The sequence below is a fragment of the Halobiforma nitratireducens JCM 10879 genome, assembly GCF_000337895.1.
GTDB classification, from domain to species: Archaea; Halobacteriota; Halobacteria; order Halobacteriales; family Natrialbaceae; genus Natronobacterium; species Natronobacterium nitratireducens.
Genome location: NZ_AOMA01000006.1, coordinates 1 through 17,360 on the forward strand (window position 1 = coordinate 1; position 17,360 = coordinate 17,360).

Genomic DNA, 17,360 nt, shown 5'->3' on the forward strand with positions numbered 1-17,360 from the left:
CGCCATCAGAGATGTGTATAAGAGACAGGGGACACGCTGCTCGATCTGACCGAGGAAGCGGTCAAGCGGACGTTGTTCGACGCGATGGGCGTCGAAGGGACGGAAGGGTCGAACGGGTCCTGACTCGCGTCCGACGCCCAGTGAACGTCGGTTTTCTCTCACCCGAAAACGTTCGAGGAACGATCACAGAACGAGCGACGCGACACGTGTCACCGTTTCGACGAGGCGTCAGGCGACCAGTTCGTCCTCTTGCTCGTCCGGGTCGCGGACACGCTCGACTACGTCGTTGACCAGGATAACGTCACCGACGGCCCGAACCCACCGGTAGGGCACGATGACGCCCTGACCGGTCTCGGCTTCGGTCGTGAACAGTTCGGAGTTGAGGTTTCCGAGCGCGAGTCCAGTAACGGCTTCGCCGTCGACGTTCAGCTGTAGATCTTCGACTTCCCCGACGAAGACGCCGCTGTTCGAGTACACCTCGCGGCCGACGAGGGAGGTGATCTCCTGTGGAGTGTCGTCCATCTCTACCATGTCTGGCTCCATGTGTGGCTGGCTCTTAACTCTTGGTCACGGGACCGTCAGAAATCGCAACAGGTCCCGCTGGGAGTGTTTGCTCAGTCACTCTCGAGCGTATCGTACCCAGCAGAAAGTGACCGGCCCCCTCCCCTTTCGCTGGGGCGTGCTGGGGTGGTTATCGGGTACCAGTTATCGGGTACCGGTTACTCCTCGCCGTCCAGAATCGAGTCGACTGCCGCGTGATCAGTCAACAACTCTCGCATCCGGTCGACAGTCTCGGCGTCACGGGTTCGGCCGGTTCGAACCACGTCCTCGGCGCGTTCGACGGTCGTCAACGTGTCCGTCTGTACGGAGAGGACCGGGACACCCTTGTCGGCGGCCTGTCCGAGGACCGCACCGGACGGTCGGTGGCCGCCAGTCAGAATCAGACACTGGACGCCCGGTGCCTCGAGCGCGGCGGTCTGGACCTCTGCCCGGTCGCCACCGGTGATGACGGCAGCGTCTTTCGTCCGGCGGAAGTGTCGCAGCGCGCTATCCGCTCCCATCGCGCCGACCATGAACCGCTCGAGGTACGAGTCGGTGCCTTCCTCGACGAGAACCGACGCACCGACCTCGTCCGCGAGGTCGGCGACGGTGACTCCGGACAGCTCCCGCTCGTTGGGGACCACACCGTAGACCGGAATCCCCCGACCCTCGAGGTACGGAACGACGTCGGTCTCGAGTTGGTCGTAGACGGCGTCGGGAACATCGTTGAAGACGACGCCGGCGAGGCGATCACCGAAGGACCGCGCAGCGGCAAGCAGGTCGTCGACATCGCCGGGCCGTTCGTATGGGGCGACGACGAGGACGCGCGCATCGAGCAGCTCCGCGAGGTCGGCGTCGGTGAGATCGACGATGCCGCCGACATCGTACTGGCCGCCGCCCTCGACGAACATCCGGTCGTGGTCGGCAGCGAGCCCTTCGAACGCCTCGCGGACCCGCTCGCGCAGGTCGTCGGGGTCCTCGCGACCGCGGATCGCCTGCTCGATGAACGTCGGCGAGTAGACGACCGGCTCGAGGTCATGCATCTCGGCCTCGAGATCGAGGTGATCCCGGGCGAGCATCGGATCCTCGTCTAAGGTCTTTCCGACGTTGCTCTGGAGTCGGGTTCCCTTCGGCTTCATGTAGCCGACGCTGTCGCCGTCCTCGGCGGCGATTTCGGCCAGCGCGAGCGTGATCGCCGTTTTGCCGGTGCTTTCCTCGAGGGAAGCGACGAGGAGCGTCTCGGCGTTGGCTTCGGCGGCAGTGCCGCCGTCGGTTTCGGTCACTGTGTCGGGTTCGGGTTCCGATTCGGGTTCGGGTTCAGTATCGGTATCGGTATCGGTGTCAGTATCGCTCATAGTTCCTCCGTATCCACGGTGAGTCGCAGGTCGATCGCCTGTACGCCGTCCGGTCCCGCGACGAGCGGGTTCACGTCCAACTCGAGGATGGACGGGAAGTCGGTTACCAGTTGCGAGAGTCGCTGAACTGTCTCGACGATCGCATCGATATCGGCCGGTTCACGGCCGCGTGCGCCGCGCAACAGCGGTGCCGACTGGATGTCGTCGATCATCTCTCTGGCTTCGTCCTCGCCGATCGGGGCGACCCGGACCGACGTGTCCTCGAGGATCTCGACGAAGATTCCGCCCAGCCCGAACAGCAACAGCGGTCCGAACTGCGGATCCCGGTTCATCCCGACGATCGTCTCGGTCGAGGTATCGAGATCCAGCATCTCCTGGACCTGTACACCGATAATCGTCGCATCGGGCTGGTAGTTGCGTGCCCGCGTGACGATCTCTTCGTAGGCGTCGTACACGTCGTCGTCGGAGACGCCGACTTTGACGCCGCCGATGTCGGACTTGTGGGAGATGTCGGGACTGACGATCTTCATTACGACATCGCCGTCGATCGACTCGGCGATCTCCCGGGCACGGTCGGGGTCGTCGACGATCTCGCCCGTCGGCGTCGGGATGCCGTAGGCATCGAGCAGGTCCATCGACTCCACCCCGAGCCGGTTGTCGTCACGGTCTTTCGCTCGCTCGAGGATTTCGCGGGCCCGCTGGCGGTCGACGTCGAACTCCGTCGGCTCGTCGACTACCCGACGGCGGACATCGCGGTAGCGAGCGAGTGCGTCGAGCCCCTGGACCGCTCGCGAGGGATCGAAGTAGTTCGGAATACCGAACTCCCGGAGCACTTCCTCGGCCGCGCGAGCGCGCTCGCCGCCCATCAGGCAGGTGACGACCGGCTTTTCGTGAGCCTCGCGTTTCTCGATGACGACCTCCGCGAGTTCGTCGTAGGGCAGGACGGCGGTCGGTGCGCTGACGACGACCGCGCTCCCTACGTTGGGGTCCTCGAGTGCGATCTCGAGGGCTTCGGCGAACCGATCGACGTCCGCGTCGCCGATGGCGTCGATCGGGTTGTAGACGTTGGCCTCGTCGGGCATCGCCTCGGAGAGACGCTCGATCGTCTCGTCGGTGAAGTCGGCCATCTCGAGCGTCGAGTCGCCGACGGCGTCGGTGGTCAGGACGCCTGGGCCGCCGGCGTTGGTGACGATCGCGACGCCGTCCGATTCGGGTTCGGGCAGTCCCGACAGTGCCCGCGCGGAGTCGAACAGTTCCTGGACGGACTCGGCACGGATCACGCCCGCCTGTTCCAGGCCGGCCTCGTAGGCCCGTTCGCTGCCAGCGATCGCTCCCGTGTGCGAGGAGGCAGCCTGGGCTCCGGCGTCGGTGCGTCCGGACTTGACCAGTACGATCGGCGTGTCCTCGGTCACGTCGCGGGCCGTCTCGACGAACTCGTGGCCCTGGTCGATGTCCTCGAGGTAGCCGATGACGACATCCGTGTCGGGGTCGTCACCCCACTCCTCGACGAAGTCGGTTTCGTCGAGGACGGACTTGTTGCCAAGCGAGACGACGTCGCGAAAGCCGATCCCCTGTTCGTTGGCCCAGTCTAGCACGGCGGTGATGAACGCCCCCGACTGGCTCATAAAGGAGATCGATCCCTCGCGGGCGTTTTCCGGACCGAACGTGGCGTTCATCTTGACCGGCGTCGACATGATTCCGAGGCTGTTGGGTCCGACGACGTTGAGGTCGTACTCCTCGGCGAGTTCGCGGAGCTTGCGTTCGCGTTCGGCCCCCTCACCCCCGGTCTCGGAGAAGCCGGCAGTAATGACGACCACGTTTTTCGTTCCCGCCTCGCCCAGCTCCCGGACGGAGTCGAGGACGATCGGCGGCGGTACGACCACGACCGCCAGGTCGAGCGGCGGTGCGTTTTCCACGTCTTCGTAACACTCGAGCCCGAGGACTTCGTCGCGTTTCGGGTTGACCGGAACGACCTCACCCGCGAAGTCGTCTCGCAGGTTCTCGACGATCGCCCGGCCGACCGCGCCTTCGCGATCGGTTGCGCCGATCACGCCGACGGTCTCGGGTTTGAAGAGTTCGGCTAACCGTCCCATCGTTCGAAACGTCGTTCCGGAACGGGTTAAAAGTCCTACTCCGATCCCACGGGCTGGGGTTATTAACGGTTAATGAACCGAAATCGTCCCGCCAGTGCGATCGGAGACGGCGATCGCGAGGAGGTAGATCGCGATCGCGACGACGATGATCGACCCGCCCGAGGGAAGACTCTGGCTCAGGGCGAACGTGTACCCGCCGAGGATCGAGAGCTGTCCGAACAGGATCGAGAGATACAGGGTCTCCCGGAAGCTGCGGGCGATCTGCGAGGCGGCGGCGACTGGGATCACGAGCATCCCTGCAACGAGGATGACACCGAGTACCTGCATCGCGCCGACGACGACGACTGCGGTCATCACGATGAGCAAGGTGTTGTACGCCGAAACGTTGAGTCGCGCGACACGGGCGGCCTGCTCGTCGAACGTAATAAACAGCAGCTGCTTGTACGTGACGGCGACGACGGCGACCACCCCGACGGTCAGCATCGCCATCAGTCGCGATCCGCTCGCCGAGACCACCGACAGGCTGCCAAAGAGGAACTCCTCGATCTCGATGCCGATGGACATGAATCCGCGGCCCCAGCTAATCAGCAGCGTCCCGACTGCGAAACTCCCGGTGAGCATGATCGCGATCGGCACGTCCCCGAAGGAGTTCGTTCGCTCGGTCAACCACTGGACGCCGAGCGCACCGATCACGCTGACAAGCAGTGCGATATACAGCAGTGCACCCTCCCAGCCGGTGACGGCGATAAACAGCAGGCCGACCGCCACGCCGGCGAACGCGGTGTGGGCAAGCGTCTCCCCGATCAGGGCCATCTGCCGGTGGACGAGATAGGTCCCGACCAGCGGCGCGACGACGCCGATTAACACCCCGGTCGCGAGGTTTCGCCACATGAACGCATACTGGAAGAGCTCGGTCCCGAGGAAGTAATCGAACCACGCACCGGCGATCAGGAACTGCTCGAACAGGTAGCCGGCCGCCGGATCGATACCGGTTGTCGTATAGAACGTCTCGAGTGGTCCGAACGCCTCCGCGCCAGGATACCGACGGAGCCAGTCGAGTGCGATGAACCCGATCATCGCGGCCGCGAGCAGGCCGACGAGCGCGACGCCGACGAGTTGGACCCGTTCCCGGAGATCCGTCGTTCGCACTGCCGAACTCGAGGTCGGGGCTGTCGTCGCCGTATCCGTGTCGATTCCCGTCCCGTGGCTGGCGATGCCGCCGTCGACGGCGGTGGCGTCGCTCGCGTCGTCGGCGTGGCCGTGTCCGTGGTCGTCGTGTGCGTGATCACCGTGGTCGTCGTGTGTGTGATCGTGGTCCTCGTTTTCCGTCATCGTCAGTGGTGGTGGTGAACGACCTCGCCCGTTTTCCCGTAGGCTTCGCTCAGGGCGTTGCTCTCGACGAACGACTCCGTGTCGCCGTGGTGGTACAGTTCCGTGTTGATACACGCGATCCGGCCAGCGCGGTCGGTGACGACACCGATGTCGTGTTCGATCAGGATAATGGTGATCCCCGACCGATTCAGCGAGTCGAGTAACCGGTAGAACTCGTCGCGTGACTCGGCGTCGACGCCGACGGTGGGCTCGTCCAGCGCGAGCAGATCAGCCTCGGAAGCCAGCGCCCGTGCGATGTAAGCCCGCTGGCGCTGGCCGCCCGAGAGCTGGTTCATCTGCTGGTCTGCGAGATCGGCGATGCCGACGGTCTCGAGGGCGTCTTCCGTGATCAGTCGGTCCTCGTCGCCGATGCGGCCGTGGCCGACGTGTGCGAACCGGCCCATCAACACACACTCGCGGACCGTCACCGGCATCGTACCGCCCCGATCGGTCGCCTTCTGGGAGACGTAGCCGATTCGTTCGCCCTCGTCGAAAGAGTCGACTGGCTGGCCGAACAGTTCGACGGTACCGGTGTCGGGCTCGAGCAGTCCGAGCATGACGTGTAATAGCGTCGTCTTCCCGGAGCCGTTGGGGCCGACGAGCCCGAGGAAGTCTCCCTTCTCGACGGTGAGACTTACGTCTTCGAGTGCGGGCGAATCGCCGTAGGCGAACGAGACGTCGTGGACATCGACGACCGATTTCACTGTTGACTCACTTCCGTCTCCGTCGGAAAGGCGTTTAATTCTTCCATTTCGCGTCTCACTCCGCGCCGAGGGCGCGCCGGAGCGAGGGGATGGTGACTTCTTCCATCTGTCCGACCCAGCCCCACCCTTGCTCGTTCCACTCGGCAGTGGTCCCTTCGGCGGGAGTGATCGGCGCATACTCGTCCGCATCGGTGTTCTCGAGCAGCAACTCGACCATTCGGGGAACGTCTTCGTCCGGATTTGGGGTTTCGAACGGATCGTAGAGAATCGTGTCGATGTCGTGTTCCTCGACGACCGCGATCGACTCGGAGATGTCGGACTCGGTTTCGGCGGCGTCCGGCGAGATGCCGACCGGTGTGTGGATCTCGAAGTCGTACCGGTGTTCGACGTACTGGAACGAGTCGTGCCCCGCGAGGACGGCTACGTCACGCTCGGCCTCGGCCGCCAGTGTCTCGAACTGATCGTGAACGCCCTCGAGTCGCTCGACGTACGCCGCGGCGTTGTCCTCGTAGACGGCGGCGTTGTCGGGGTCGATGTCGCCGAGCTCGTCGGCGATCGTCTCGACCATCTGCTGGGCCAGCACGGGGTCGGCCCAGACGTGCGGGTCGTAGAACTCCGGCGCAGTGTCGTCGCCCAGTTCTTCGACGACCTCCGCGGTCATGTTGTCGGCGCTCGTGTCCCAGACGACCTGGCCGTCGGCGACGAGTTCGAAGACGACTCTGGTGCGACCGGTCTCGCTTCCGTGGAGGACGACCCGGTCTCCCTCGGACTCGATCTCGAGGACGGCCTCGTTCGCGCCGTCGATCACGCGTGCATCGAACTGGAACTGTTCGTCCTCGCCGAGCGGGAGGACGCGACCCTCGTCGTCCTCGAAGACGCCTTCGACTGCGGCGGAGCCGTCGACCGGAATCGCCGGTAACTCGCCGTGCCAGTGATCGCCGTGCCAGTAGGCGGTCTCGTCTCCCGTCTGGCTGTCGTAGACATCGAAGTCACCGACCGATACCGCCTCGGGATCGAAGTCGTAGTCGGCGGGCTCCCGGTCCGCCTGTGTCTCTCTGTCGATCGGAAGCAACTGGTTCTCGAGGCCGTCCATCGCGTCGATCAGGGCCACGTCGGTATCTTCGTCGGCCAGCTCGCCAGCGACGTTCTGTGCCCACGAGAACTCGGCAGTGTCGAGGTAGACGAACACGTCCGAGCCGGCGACGTTTCGCTGTAGGTCGGCCGGCGGCTCCCAGCCGTGTCCCATTTCGCCCACGTCGACGGGATTAGTAAACGTCATTGCGTCGCCGGAAACCTCCTGGGCCCAGTCCCACAGCGCGAAGAACGCGGCGTACCCCCCCCTGGAGCCGTCGGGGTTGCCGTCGTCGCCGGGCTCGCTCAGACAACCGGCCGCGGCACCCAGAGCCGCGACACCGGCGCTCGATCGGAGTAGCGAACGGCGTGATAGGTTCATATACGGAAGTACGCGCTCGAGGGTAAAAGCATTGTTATCTAGAGCTAGTTTGTTAATAACTGGTGCCAGTTCGATCTATCGAGTTAGCAACGACGGCACGTCCAGGTCTCGAGTGGAAGTCCACTCGTCCGGACGAAAGTGTAGGGCCGCAACGGTGCAGACTTGGGCCGGAACGTCAGGGTGTGATGTCGGGTTCTAGTAACCGCTGCAAGTCAGTTCGTACCTGCTCGCCAGACGGATCGGCGATCGGTGTGCAAATCGTTGCAGTTGGTACTATAGGGGGATTCGATGGTCGGTCGGAACCGATCAGTGATCGTCGACTTCGACCGCGACCGGCGGGCTCTCCCAGTCAGCGTGGTCGTCGTGCCAGAGCTTGAATACCACCTCGGTCTCACCCTCGGCTTCGCCGTAGATGTGGACGTGATCGCCGTGCCAGTGGTCGTCGGGCTCGATCTCGACGATTCCCTCCTCGGCGTCGTCGGCGAGTGTGACGGCGAGTTCGTACTCCTCGTCGCTGCCGATCTGGATCTCGTCGCCGTGGTCGTCGGTGAACTCCGCCCCCAGCGAGATGTTGTCGTCGACGTGGGCGTGAGGGAGTTCTCCGTGCCAGTGGTCGTCGTGGAGCTCCGCGGCGACCTCGTCGTCCGAGCGGTCGATGATCTCGAGGTCCTCGACCTCGAGGTGGCCGTGATCGTGACCGTCGTCGTGGTCGTGATCGTGGTAGCCGACCTCGGTCTCGAGTTCGGGCGTCTCGTAGACGACGCCGTCGTCGTCGACGAGCTGGAAGACGATGTCCGTGAAGCCGTCTTCCTCGCCGTGGACGTGGACGTGATCGCCGTGGGACTCGATTTCGACGACCTCGTTTGCACCCTCGACGACCTCGCCGGTCAGCTCGATCCCGTCGTCGAGGTCGATCTCGTCGCCGTCTTCGTCCTCGACGTAGGCTCCGAGCGAGAGGGTGTCGTCGTGTGGAACCTCGAGCGGATCGTCGTGCCAGTGGTTGCCATGGATGTAGACGAGCACCTCCTCGTCGTGATCCCGATCGAGTATTTCGAACTCCTCGACCGGGAGGTCGTGGTCACTGTCGTGGTCGTCGTCATCGTGTTCGTGATCATCGTCGTGGTCCATACTCTCGTCGTGGTCATCGCCACCAGTCTCGTCGTCGGGCTCCTCGTCGCCGAGGCAGCCAGCGACGCCGAGGGCTGCCAGTGAACCGGTCGTCGCGAGGAGTTTCCGTCGGGATGGGGAACGCGAAGCGTCAGTCATGGTTAGTCACCATCCCTGCGTTGCGAGTGTTTACTAATGAAGCTGTCGGTATTATTAATTGCAGGCAATGGTGAATATCCTACTGCTAATTACAGGGTACGAGGAGGTGCTTGATTACTATTCTGGTGCGAGTACTGAAGCCAGCACACCGATCGAGAACTCACGCCGCGATCCGGGCTGGCTCCGCGTCGGCATACTCGAGAATCGTCTTGGGATCGATCGGGAACACCGCGTTCGGCGTGCCAGCCGCGGCCCAGACAGTGTCGAACGACAGCAGCGTTTCGTCGAGGACGACAGGAACCGACTGCTCGTGACAGAACGGCGGGACGCCGCCGATCGACCAACCGAGAGCGTCCGTGATGCGATCGGCGTCAGCCATCGATACCTCGTCGGCCGGGACGCCTACGATGTCGCCAAGCGCCGCCTCGTCCACCCGGTTCGCGCCGCTGGTCACCGCGACGACGAGTTCCGCGTCGACGTCGAACGCCAGCGAGCTGGCGATCTGTGCTACGTCGCAGCCGACCGCGTCTGCGGCGTCCTCGGCCGTCTTCGTCCCGTCGGGAAACTCCTGGACATCCGGATCGAAGTCGTACCGTTCTCGAGCTCGTTTCGCGAACGTCGCTGCTTTGGGATGCATCGCTCGAGTTCTCGACGCCCACCGACAAAAACTCACTCGAGCGAGATCGTCAGTTCGACCCCGTCACGCCGCCGGTAGGCGACCGGTCGGCCGGGTTCGTCGTCGCGAACGACCTCGAACGCGTCGAATCGGATCACCAGCCGGCCGGGGTCGATCGTCGCCCGTAGCACCGGTCCGCGGCTGGTGACGACGACGTACGGCGGATCGGGGACCGGCTGTGCCCGCAGTTCGTGGCCCGTCGCATCGACGGCGTCTTCGAGCACCGCTGGCAACCGCTCGAGGACGCCCTCGGACTCGAGCGCCGAACGGAACGTGGCGACGAGCGCGTCCCGATCCGTGGTGCGTGCGGTATCCCAGGGATCGGCCACCGCGTTGGCACAGCTGTCGACTGCAGCGATCGCACAGCGATGTTCCTCCAGGATCAGACGGCGCGCGTTCCGTACCGGATGCGACACGACGCGTCACTGCGCGCGCGAGCTACTACAAGTTCCCGGCTTCGATCGCGCGGCCAAGACCGCGACCGAACGACGGCCGTCGATCACTCTCGTTTGATGACGCCGATGTTTACGTGGTCGACTCGCGTCAGCGCTGCCCGCAACGTCCGCCGCCACGGCGGCTCCTGACGCCGTCGGCGCTCGAGTTCGTCCCGAAGCCGCTCGTTTTCGCTCTCGAGGTCGCGTGCCGTCCGCTCGAGGTCGTCGACCCGATCCTCGAGCCGGTAGCGCCGCCGTCGCTGGGCCTTGAGGTCGTTTCGAAACTGATCGCGTTCGCGTTCGAGGGTCTCGACGCGGTCGGTTAGGCGAGCCCGCTGGCGTCGTCGGTCGTCGAGGAAGGGGTCACGATCCGACTCCGGGATCGATGTGCCGTAGCCGTTCGTCGGTGACTTCTCGTCGCTTCCCGCTTCGTTCTCCGCGGTGGACGCCGGCTCGAGGTATCCCGTTCCGATGGCGTTGACCACAGCACCCGACAGCAGGATCAGCCCCCCGAAGTAAAGCCAGGTCAACAACAGGATGATCCCGCCGAGCACGCCGCCGCCCTCGTCTGCGGCGAGTCCCACGTAGACACGAAACAGCGACTGGAGCGCGGTCCACCCGACGGCAGCGAGCACGACGCCCGGGATCACTTCTCGCCTCGAGGTGTCGACGTTCGGGAAGTAGTAGTACATCGGATAGAACGCCAGCGCGAGGAGACAGACGAGCAACAGCGATTGGACAAGCCCGAGACCCGGAACTGACGGCAGAAACGCGAACGCGATCCCCAACCCTGCAGCGACGAACAGCGCGCCACCGACTGCTCCGAACACGAGCAGTGCGTCTCGAACCGTCTCGACGAACGACCCCTCGCTCGAGGCGTCGTAGATCTCCGAGAACGCCTTGTCGAGGCCGCGAAAAATCTTCAGCGACCCCCACACCAGCACGACAACCCCGATAATCGTCGATCCCGCTGTTGCGGGCGAGTTTTCGATCGACTCCTCGATGAGTAACTGGCCGCTCTCGGGGAGGAAATCTTCCGTCGTCGCCGTCACCTGCTGGGCGAACGTCTCGTCGCCGACGATCGTGACGAGGAAGAACACGAGCACGAGCAGCGGCAAGAGGGAGAGAAATGCCTGATACGCGATACTCGCGGCCATAAACGGCACGTTCTTTTCCTGTATTCCGGCGACGATCTGCTTGCCGAACGAGAGGCCATCCCGGAGATCGGATGACATACGGGAGACCACGGGCTGAACGACGTTATGTGATTAGCTTGCATCCGTGACGGTCCAGTCGAGAAAAAACGTCCTCGCTCGATCCCGTAAGCGCCCGTCGGAATCCGGCTGTTCGCCGCCTCGAGCCTTCCCGTCACGTGGGGTCTCGCTTTCCCCGTCGATCCCGTTTGTCGTCGGCCTGTTTTTCCTTAGAGAACAATCTCTGCCCCGAACCGGATCGAATATTTTCCGATCGAGAAAAATTATTTCGTAATGGGAAACGCTTAAGAGGGTTGCGAGTGTATTCATCGAATGCAATGAGCACCCAGAAGACCGTCCGTCAATCGGCCGACACCGTCGAGGAGAACGAGCTCCGACTCGAGCAGGAGAAGGCCGAGCAGATCGTCGACGCGCTGAACACGGAGCTGGCCAACGCGTACGTGCTGTACCACCAGCTCAAGAAACACCACTGGGTCGTCGAAGGAGCGGAGTTTCTGCCGCTGCACGAGTTCCTCCAGGAGGCCTACGAACACGTCGAGGAAGGAGCCGACCGTGTCGCCGAGCGAGCACAGGCGCTTGGCGGCGTCCCCGTCTCCGGCCCGCGAAACCTCGAGGACCGTGCGACCGTCGAATTCGAGGGTGAAGACGTCTACGACGTTCGGACGATGTTCCAGAACGACCTCGAGATGTACGGCGACATCATCGAGTCGATGCGCGACAGCATCGAACTCGCCGAGAACCTCGGCGACCACGCGACCGCCGAAATCCTGCGCGAGATTCTGGTGACGCTCGAAGAAGACGGTCACCACTTCGAGCACTACCTTGAGGACGACACGCTGGTGCTCGAAGAGGCGACCAAGGAACGCTAAGGCTACGCCCACGACGCCAGCTCGGGCCTGATTCCCGGGTATCGACGACCGACCTGGCGGACGGCGGACCCGCCGCCGGTGTGGTCGGTTACTCGTTTTCGCCGGACTCGATTGTCGCCGCACACGCGGACGCGTTCGAACCGCTCGAGAGGGGTAAAGACCGAGAGGAGAAAGAGTCGCGGCTGAACTACGCCCTCGAGTCGTGGGTGTCAAACGCCGACCGGGACCCCGTCAGGGCTCGAGGTCGACGGTGACGTTCGTCGCGATCCAGCCGTCGGCGTTGTCGCGCTCGGTGAACACGACCTTGCCAGGCCGGGTCTCGTGGCTGGTGACCACGGCCTGTGGCGGTTCGGGTTCGTCGTCGGCGTCGGAATCGGAGTCGCGCCTGCGTACGGGTACGTCCATCACGTGGAGTTAGGCGAGCCTAATTCTAAAAGGGTTTTGGTCGACCTAAGACAATGGGAACTGCTGGCCACAGTGAGTTACAGGGTTTCTGCTCAGTCATCGGCTCGAACCGCCTGCGCCCGAACGGCTGCAAGTCCGACACTCCGTCGCGATTCGTATCCGCGTGGTGTACTTTCAAATCGGTTGGGGCCGTACGATCGGACATGGAGTTCGACGTCGTACAGGGAAACATCGCCACACAGTCCGCGGACGCACTCGTCAACGCCGCCGGTACGAGCCTCGAGATGGGATCGGGCGTGGCGGGTGCGCTCCGCCGCGCAGCGGGTGACGAGATCAACGAGGAGGCGACCGAGACCGGTCCCGTCGATCTCGGCGAGGTCGCCGTTACCGACGCCTACGAGTTAGACGCCGAGTACGTGATCCACGCCGCCGCGATGCCACACTACGGTGACGGCCAGGCCACGGCCGAGAGCGTCCGCGATGCGACCCGGAACTCACTCGAGAAAGCGGACGAACTCGGCTGCCGGTCGATCGTCGTCCCGGCGCTTGGCTGTGGTGTGGCTGGATTCGATCTCCGCGAGGGTGCAGCGATCATCGGCGAGGAGATCGAGGACTACGAGCCGGAAACGATCGAAGAGGTCCGGTTCATCGCCTACAGCGACGAGGAGTACGATGCGGTGCGGTCGGCCACAGGGAAACCCGAACCGTCCGAACAGACGGCCGACACCGAAGCCGATCGATAGCGAACGGTTGGAGGGAGGGAGAGAGACGAGATCGAAAACCGCCGAGACATCAGTCGGCAAACGCTCGCGGTGTTTTCTCCCAGTCGTACCCGTCGAACCGCAGCGACGGCCTCGTCTCTCCGGGAGAGTTGATCGTGCACCCTGAGGAACGCGTCCAGTCGGGATCGATCGCCGAAGTCGCCGACGAACCACAGAGCCGTGAAATCCGGACCCGTTCGCTGTCGGGGTCGTATTCGACCGTCTCCTCGAGATGGAGTCGCGTCGAGTGTCTCCGTCGACCCTCTCCGGATCGCACGGCCGGATCAGCGGGCAGCTCGCGACCCCACAATTGAGATCGACGAGTTACTCGTCGAGCTGGACGCCTGCACGCGAGCGACGACGCCCCAGCCGACGCGTGATCGATCTCGAGTCGGGAGCGGAGTCGGTCCTGTCCGTGCTGCTGGCAGTCGTCTCCGGAACGACCGCGAGACGCCACTCGGTCGCGTCCGATAGACAGTTACAGGTCCTCCTCAGGACAGCGAGAGCCCGCGGATCTCCACTGCGTTCCCCGCCTCGACGCGACCGACGATCCGGCCGTCGGTCGCCGCGACGAGCTCGTCGGCTCGCTCTTCGGGGAGGGAAACGACGAAGCCGGTGCCCATGTTGAACGTGCGGTGCATCTCCTCGTCGGTCACGTTTCCTTCCTCCTGGACGAACTCGAAGACCGGCTGTGCGGGGCAGGGGTCGTCGATTACGTACTTTCGCTCGCCCATCCGCAGCAGGTTCGTCCAGCCGCCACCAGTGACGTGAGCGGCCGCGCGGACCCCGTGCTCGTGCATCGGCTCGAGTAGGTCCGTGTAGATCCGGGTCGGACGCAACAGCTCTTCGCCGATCGTGCGCTCGTCGGCGTACGGGAACGGATCGGTGTACTCGTGATCGCGGGTGACGGCCTCGCGTGCCAGGGTGAGCCCGTTCGAGTGGATGCCGTTCGACGGGAACCCGACCAGCGCGTCCCCGACGGCGGCCTCGCCCTCGAGAATTTCGTCTTTCGCTGCCAGACCAGCACAGGTCCCAGCGAGGTCGAAGCCCTTCACGACTTCGGGCATGACCGCGGTCTCGCCGCCGAGCATCGTTAGGTCGGCTTCCTCGAGACCGACGGCCAGTCCTTCGCCGATTTCGTTCGTAATGGCCTCGTCGGGGTCGTCGATCGCGAGGTAGTCGACGAAGCCGACGGGTTCGACGCCCGCGGCCACGAGATCGTTGACGTTCATGGCGATGCAGTCGATGCCGATCGTCGAGAAGTCCGCGATTGCTTCGGCGACGAGCAGTTTGGTGCCGACGCCGTCGGTCGCCAGCGCCAGGTAGCGGTCGCCGATGTCGATCAGGCCGGCGTACTCGGTGGTGAGATCGCTGCCGAAGGCCTCGAGTAACGCTGCCGTGGCGTCCTCGCTGGCCTCGATGTCGACCCCCGTGTCGGCGTAGGTGAGTCGGTCGTCGCTGCCGTCGTCCGCTGGCTCGGTCATATCTGAACGACCTTCCGGGGTGAGCAAAAGCGCTCCGGTCGGCGGTGACCGTTCGTCTGGCTCTGTCCCCCTGCCCGACAACCGTCACTCGGTCGTCGCTGTCGAGGGCGGACGAGACGTCAGCGTTCGTTGTCGCCACTCGCGCTCGAGGCGGCCTCGAGCTACCTCGAGCTACCTCGATCTACCACGAGGAGCGGGCAACTGACACGTTCAGTCGGCTCGCTCGCGGACGTAAATCACACCCACGCTGTGGCCGACGAGAACCGAACGACGAGTTGAAGCGGCCGCCAACCCGTATCGCCCCCGACATCATCGGTCGTCTCGACGCCTGGGAGTCGGATCAGTCGGGATATCGTTTCCGTGAGCCACGAGGTGTCGTCGTGGTTTCGGGCTCGCCGATGATCGGTCGCGTGTCGTCACCAGAAGCCAAACAGAAAGAGGAAGCCGACGAGCAGGACGACACTCAGTCCGAACACTGCGCCGAAGACGGCCTTGTTCCACTCGATAACGGTTTTCCCGTCCAGCGGCCCGAACGGGATCATGTTGAACGCGGCCAGGAACAGGTTGATGAGGACTCCCATGTGTCCGACCAGGCCGAGGAGGCCCCCAAAGGCCATCAACGGAAAGAACAGCACGGCGAGGACGTGGTTCGTTACGGGCCCGGCTAGCGCGACCATGGCGTTCTCCCGGTCGGTAATGTGGCCGCGATGGTAGACTGCCCCTGGCGCAGCAAACAGGAAGCCGACGAGGGCACTCATAATCGCCAAAAACAGCATTTGGTAGTCGGCCCGAAACTCGGCGAGTTGGCCGTACTCGACCGCGACGACTTTGTGCGCCAGTTCGTGCAACAGGAACGCGACGCCAACGGTTACGAAGCTCAGCGCGATCATCGTGACGAACGTCCCGACGCCAACATCCGTCGTGTGGATCGGGGCCAGCAACAGCGCGAACGCGACGCTCAAGACGACCCAGGCAATCGCGAGGTCGACCAGCTCCTTGTCGCTGAAGGATAGCTCCGGCTCGGGACGGCCTGCACGGACGCTCATCGGATCGCCTCCCAGATCAACTCGAGCATGTTTTCAGCGCCGGCCAGCAGTTCGTTCATCAGGGCGTCGACGCCACCGAACTCGGGGCCTGCCAGCCATGGGAGGACCGTAAGCGGGAACAGCACGGTCGCGATCAGGCTCCCGATATTCGTCAACGCGACGATCATAATAAGCCGGAAGAGGGGGACGTCGAACATCTCTCCGACGGCCTCGCCGATCGGTCGTTCGGTATCGCTGGCGATTTCGTTTAGCGTCTGGATGTCACGGACGTTGACCGGACGGTGTTTGAGCTCGACGTAGCCGGCGAACCAGCCGGGCGCGAGCATCGGGTTGATACTGGTCAACCAGGCGACGAGGCCGCCGACGCCGGCGCTGGTCCACCGGGCACCGGCCAGCCGGGCCAGCGTGAACGCGAAGATTCCGTTGAAGACGAACCACGCGAGGAACAACTGCAGCAGGAAGGTGTTCTGTACACCGGCCATAATCAGCAGGAAGAAGAACCCGAAGAAGGCCAGCATGACCAGGTAGCCGAAGATTTTCAGCGGCGAGAAGCGCCGCCCCGAGGCCGTCCCAGTCAGCGACTCCATCGGCGGCAGTTCGTCGGGATTCGCGAGGTAGTGTTCGATACCGGCCCGGTGGCCCGCGCCGACGACTGCGAGGACGTCGTATCCCTGCTGGCGAAGCTGGTGGAGGTTGTGTGCGATGTAGGCGTCGCGCTCGTCGATCAGGGCGTTTGCCCCACGGGGGCTGAACTGGCGGAACTCCTCCATCATCGCACCGACGACGTCGCCGTCGGTCATCTCTTCGATGTCGATCTCGTCGACCTCCTCGACGTTTCCGCCGAGGGCGTCGAGTACCAGTCCGAGCACGCCGCCGATCACGACGCCGATTCCGAGTCCGGCGACGGCTCCCAGGCTGCCCCGTATCGTGTAGATTCCGGCACCCTCGAAGTTCCCCGCCGAGAACGGACCGACGAACGTCTCAGTGGTGACGAGCGCGAGACAGACGAGAACGCCGATCGCAGCTCCACTCAGCAGCCGTATCGTGAACCCATCGAGCAGGCCGCTCTCGTCGGCGGCCGACCCGAGCGAGGGGAGAAAGAGCAACCCGAGCAACACGCCGCCGACAGCACCGACACCGATGGAACCGACGTACTGTAGCGTCGTCGGGTCGGTGATCCCGAGCAACAGGGCATCACCGTACCCGAGAAGCGGACCGATAACCACCGCGAGCACGACCCCAAACAGGATGCCGGCCGCCGCACCGAGAGCGAGGCCGATCGTCCGGGGATCGGTAACGCCAAGCGCGAGCCCGCCGACCATCTTCAACTTCTCGGTAACCGAAAGGCGACTCCAGAACCGCTGGATCGTCACCTGGATGTCCCGGTCGACCAGCGCGATGCCGCTTTCGTTCCGTTCGGCGGCCTCGATCGCGGCCTGCATGTCGGCACCGGGTTCGACGTCGAACTGGTCGCCGAGTCGCGACTGAACGTACGACAGCATCCAGTAGGCCAGAAACTGGAAGACGGTGTTTCCCGACAGCAGGTCTTCTGCCTCGAGGTCGTCGGGAGTACCGCCTTGCATCTGACGGTAGCGCCCTTCGTCGAGCTCGACGGCGACGATATCGGGTTGCTCTCTGTCGACGGTTTCGTGGACTTCGTCGACGCTCGCTTGCGAGACGTGTGCGGTC

16 protein-coding genes are annotated in these 17,360 nt (G+C 64.0%); 2 read left to right on the top strand and 14 right to left on the bottom strand.

The genetic code is table 11. From position 1 onward, the window contains the following. Nucleotides 1-228: 228 nt before the first annotated feature. From C446_RS00835 to C446_RS00880, 10 genes are all read right to left on the bottom strand, one after another. A complete protein-coding gene (locus C446_RS00835) occupies nt 229-522 on the bottom strand; it encodes a PRC-barrel domain-containing protein (protein ID WP_049919957.1) in 294 nt (97 codons plus the stop codon). A 197-nt stretch (nt 523-719) separates the two neighbouring features. Beyond that, on the bottom strand, nt 720-1,895 hold the full coding sequence (locus tag C446_RS00840) for a phosphotransacetylase family protein (RefSeq protein WP_006671145.1): 1,176 nt from the start codon (nt 1,893-1,895) through the stop codon (nt 720-722). Continuing rightward, entirely contained in the window at nt 1,892-3,988 is a 2,097-nt protein-coding gene (gene acs / locus C446_RS00845; RefSeq protein ID WP_006671146.1) for an acetate--CoA ligase alpha subunit, read from the bottom strand. Before acs ends, C446_RS00840 begins: the two co-directional genes overlap by 4 nt. A 69-nt stretch (nt 3,989-4,057) precedes the next feature. Then, nucleotides 4,058-5,320: a metal ABC transporter permease gene (locus C446_RS00850; protein ID WP_006671147.1), complete on the bottom strand. Its 1,263-nt coding sequence runs from the start codon at nt 5,318-5,320 to the stop codon at nt 4,058-4,060. 2 nt (nt 5,321-5,322) lie between these two features. Then, nucleotides 5,323-6,063: a metal ABC transporter ATP-binding protein gene (locus C446_RS00855; RefSeq protein ID WP_006671148.1), complete on the bottom strand. Its 741-nt coding sequence runs from the start codon at nt 6,061-6,063 to the stop codon at nt 5,323-5,325. A 55-nt stretch (nt 6,064-6,118) separates the two neighbouring features. Then, complete coding sequence (locus C446_RS00860) at nt 6,119-7,516, bottom strand: metal ABC transporter substrate-binding protein (protein WP_006671149.1); 1,398 nt, start codon at nt 7,514-7,516, stop codon at nt 6,119-6,121. A gap of 306 nt (nt 7,517-7,822) precedes the next feature. Next, nucleotides 7,823-8,782 carry a hypothetical protein gene (locus tag C446_RS00865; protein WP_006671150.1) on the bottom strand — a complete coding sequence of 320 codons (960 nt, stop codon included), beginning with the start codon at nt 8,780-8,782 and terminating at the stop codon, nt 7,823-7,825. Nucleotides 8,783-8,942: 160 nt separating this feature from the next. Continuing rightward, complete coding sequence (locus C446_RS00870; protein WP_006671151.1) at nt 8,943-9,419, bottom strand: YbaK/EbsC family protein; 477 nt, start codon at nt 9,417-9,419, stop codon at nt 8,943-8,945. Between the two features lie 32 nt (nt 9,420-9,451). Continuing rightward, nucleotides 9,452-9,874 (bottom strand): hypothetical protein, encoded by a 423-nt coding sequence (locus C446_RS00875; protein ID WP_006671152.1) that lies wholly within the window; start codon nt 9,872-9,874, stop codon nt 9,452-9,454. A gap of 83 nt (nt 9,875-9,957) precedes the next feature. Then, nucleotides 9,958-11,127 carry a YihY/virulence factor BrkB family protein gene (locus C446_RS00880; RefSeq protein WP_006671153.1) on the bottom strand — a complete coding sequence of 390 codons (1,170 nt, stop codon included), beginning with the start codon at nt 11,125-11,127 and terminating at the stop codon, nt 9,958-9,960. 296 nt (nt 11,128-11,423) lie between these two features. Here C446_RS00880 and dpsA point away from each other — a divergent pair, with 296 nt between their 5' ends. Beyond that, nucleotides 11,424-11,975 (top strand): DNA starvation/stationary phase protection protein DpsA, encoded by a 552-nt coding sequence (dpsA, locus tag C446_RS00885; RefSeq protein WP_006671154.1) that lies wholly within the window; start codon nt 11,424-11,426, stop codon nt 11,973-11,975. Between the two features lie 231 nt (nt 11,976-12,206). Here dpsA and C446_RS19215 read toward each other — a convergent pair whose 3' ends face one another. After that, nucleotides 12,207-12,380, bottom strand: coding sequence for a DUF7331 family protein (locus C446_RS19215; RefSeq protein WP_006671156.1), 174 nt, complete (start codon nt 12,378-12,380; stop codon nt 12,207-12,209). 203 nt (nt 12,381-12,583) lie between these two features. On the opposite strand from C446_RS19215, the gene C446_RS00890 reads away from it, so the two are divergent. Continuing rightward, nucleotides 12,584-13,123, top strand: a complete 540-nt coding sequence (locus C446_RS00890; protein WP_006671157.1) for a macro domain-containing protein — start codon at nt 12,584-12,586, stop codon at nt 13,121-13,123. A 509-nt stretch (nt 13,124-13,632) separates the two neighbouring features. Here C446_RS00890 and purM read toward each other — a convergent pair. The 3 genes from purM to C446_RS00910 form a co-directional block, all read right to left on the bottom strand. Then, nucleotides 13,633-14,625, bottom strand: coding sequence for a phosphoribosylformylglycinamidine cyclo-ligase (gene purM, locus C446_RS00900; protein ID WP_006671159.1), 993 nt, complete (start codon nt 14,623-14,625; stop codon nt 13,633-13,635). Between the two features lie 416 nt (nt 14,626-15,041). Beyond that, on the bottom strand, nt 15,042-15,671 hold the full coding sequence (locus tag C446_RS00905) for a zinc metalloprotease (RefSeq protein WP_006671160.1): 630 nt from the start codon (nt 15,669-15,671) through the stop codon (nt 15,042-15,044). Continuing rightward, nucleotides 15,668-17,360: TraB/GumN family protein (locus C446_RS00910; RefSeq protein WP_006671161.1), on the bottom strand; the 1,693-nt coding region annotated here is incomplete at its 5' end. The genes C446_RS00905 and C446_RS00910, both read right to left, overlap by 4 nt.

Excerpts from the sequence above, each read along its gene's own strand:
- C446_RS00835 (WP_049919957.1), bottom strand. The coding sequence starts at position 522 with ATGGACGACACTCCACAGGAGATCACCTCCCTCGTCGGCCGCGAGGTG.
- C446_RS00840 (WP_006671145.1), bottom strand. The coding sequence starts at position 1,895 with ATGAGCGATACTGACACCGATACCGATACCGATACTGAACCCGAACCC.
- acs (WP_006671146.1), bottom strand. The coding sequence starts at position 3,988 with ATGGGACGGTTAGCCGAACTCTTCAAACCCGAGACCGTCGGCGTGATC.
- C446_RS00850 (WP_006671147.1), bottom strand. The coding sequence starts at position 5,320 with ATGACGGAAAACGAGGACCACGATCACACACACGACGACCACGGTGAT.
- C446_RS00860 (WP_006671149.1), bottom strand. The coding sequence starts at position 7,516 with ATGAACCTATCACGCCGTTCGCTACTCCGATCGAGCGCCGGTGTCGCG.
- C446_RS00865 (WP_006671150.1), bottom strand. The coding sequence starts at position 8,782 with ATGACTGACGCTTCGCGTTCCCCATCCCGACGGAAACTCCTCGCGACG.
- C446_RS00870 (WP_006671151.1), bottom strand. The coding sequence starts at position 9,419 with ATGCATCCCAAAGCAGCGACGTTCGCGAAACGAGCTCGAGAACGGTAC.
- C446_RS00880 (WP_006671153.1), bottom strand. The coding sequence starts at position 11,127 with ATGTCATCCGATCTCCGGGATGGCCTCTCGTTCGGCAAGCAGATCGTC.
- dpsA (WP_006671154.1), top strand. The coding sequence starts at position 11,424 with ATGAGCACCCAGAAGACCGTCCGTCAATCGGCCGACACCGTCGAGGAG.
- C446_RS19215 (WP_006671156.1), bottom strand. The coding sequence starts at position 12,380 with ATGGACGTACCCGTACGCAGGCGCGACTCCGATTCCGACGCCGACGAC.
- C446_RS00890 (WP_006671157.1), top strand. The coding sequence starts at position 12,584 with ATGGAGTTCGACGTCGTACAGGGAAACATCGCCACACAGTCCGCGGAC.
- purM (WP_006671159.1), bottom strand. The coding sequence starts at position 14,625 with ATGACCGAGCCAGCGGACGACGGCAGCGACGACCGACTCACCTACGCC.
- C446_RS00905 (WP_006671160.1), bottom strand. The coding sequence starts at position 15,671 with ATGAGCGTCCGTGCAGGCCGTCCCGAGCCGGAGCTATCCTTCAGCGAC.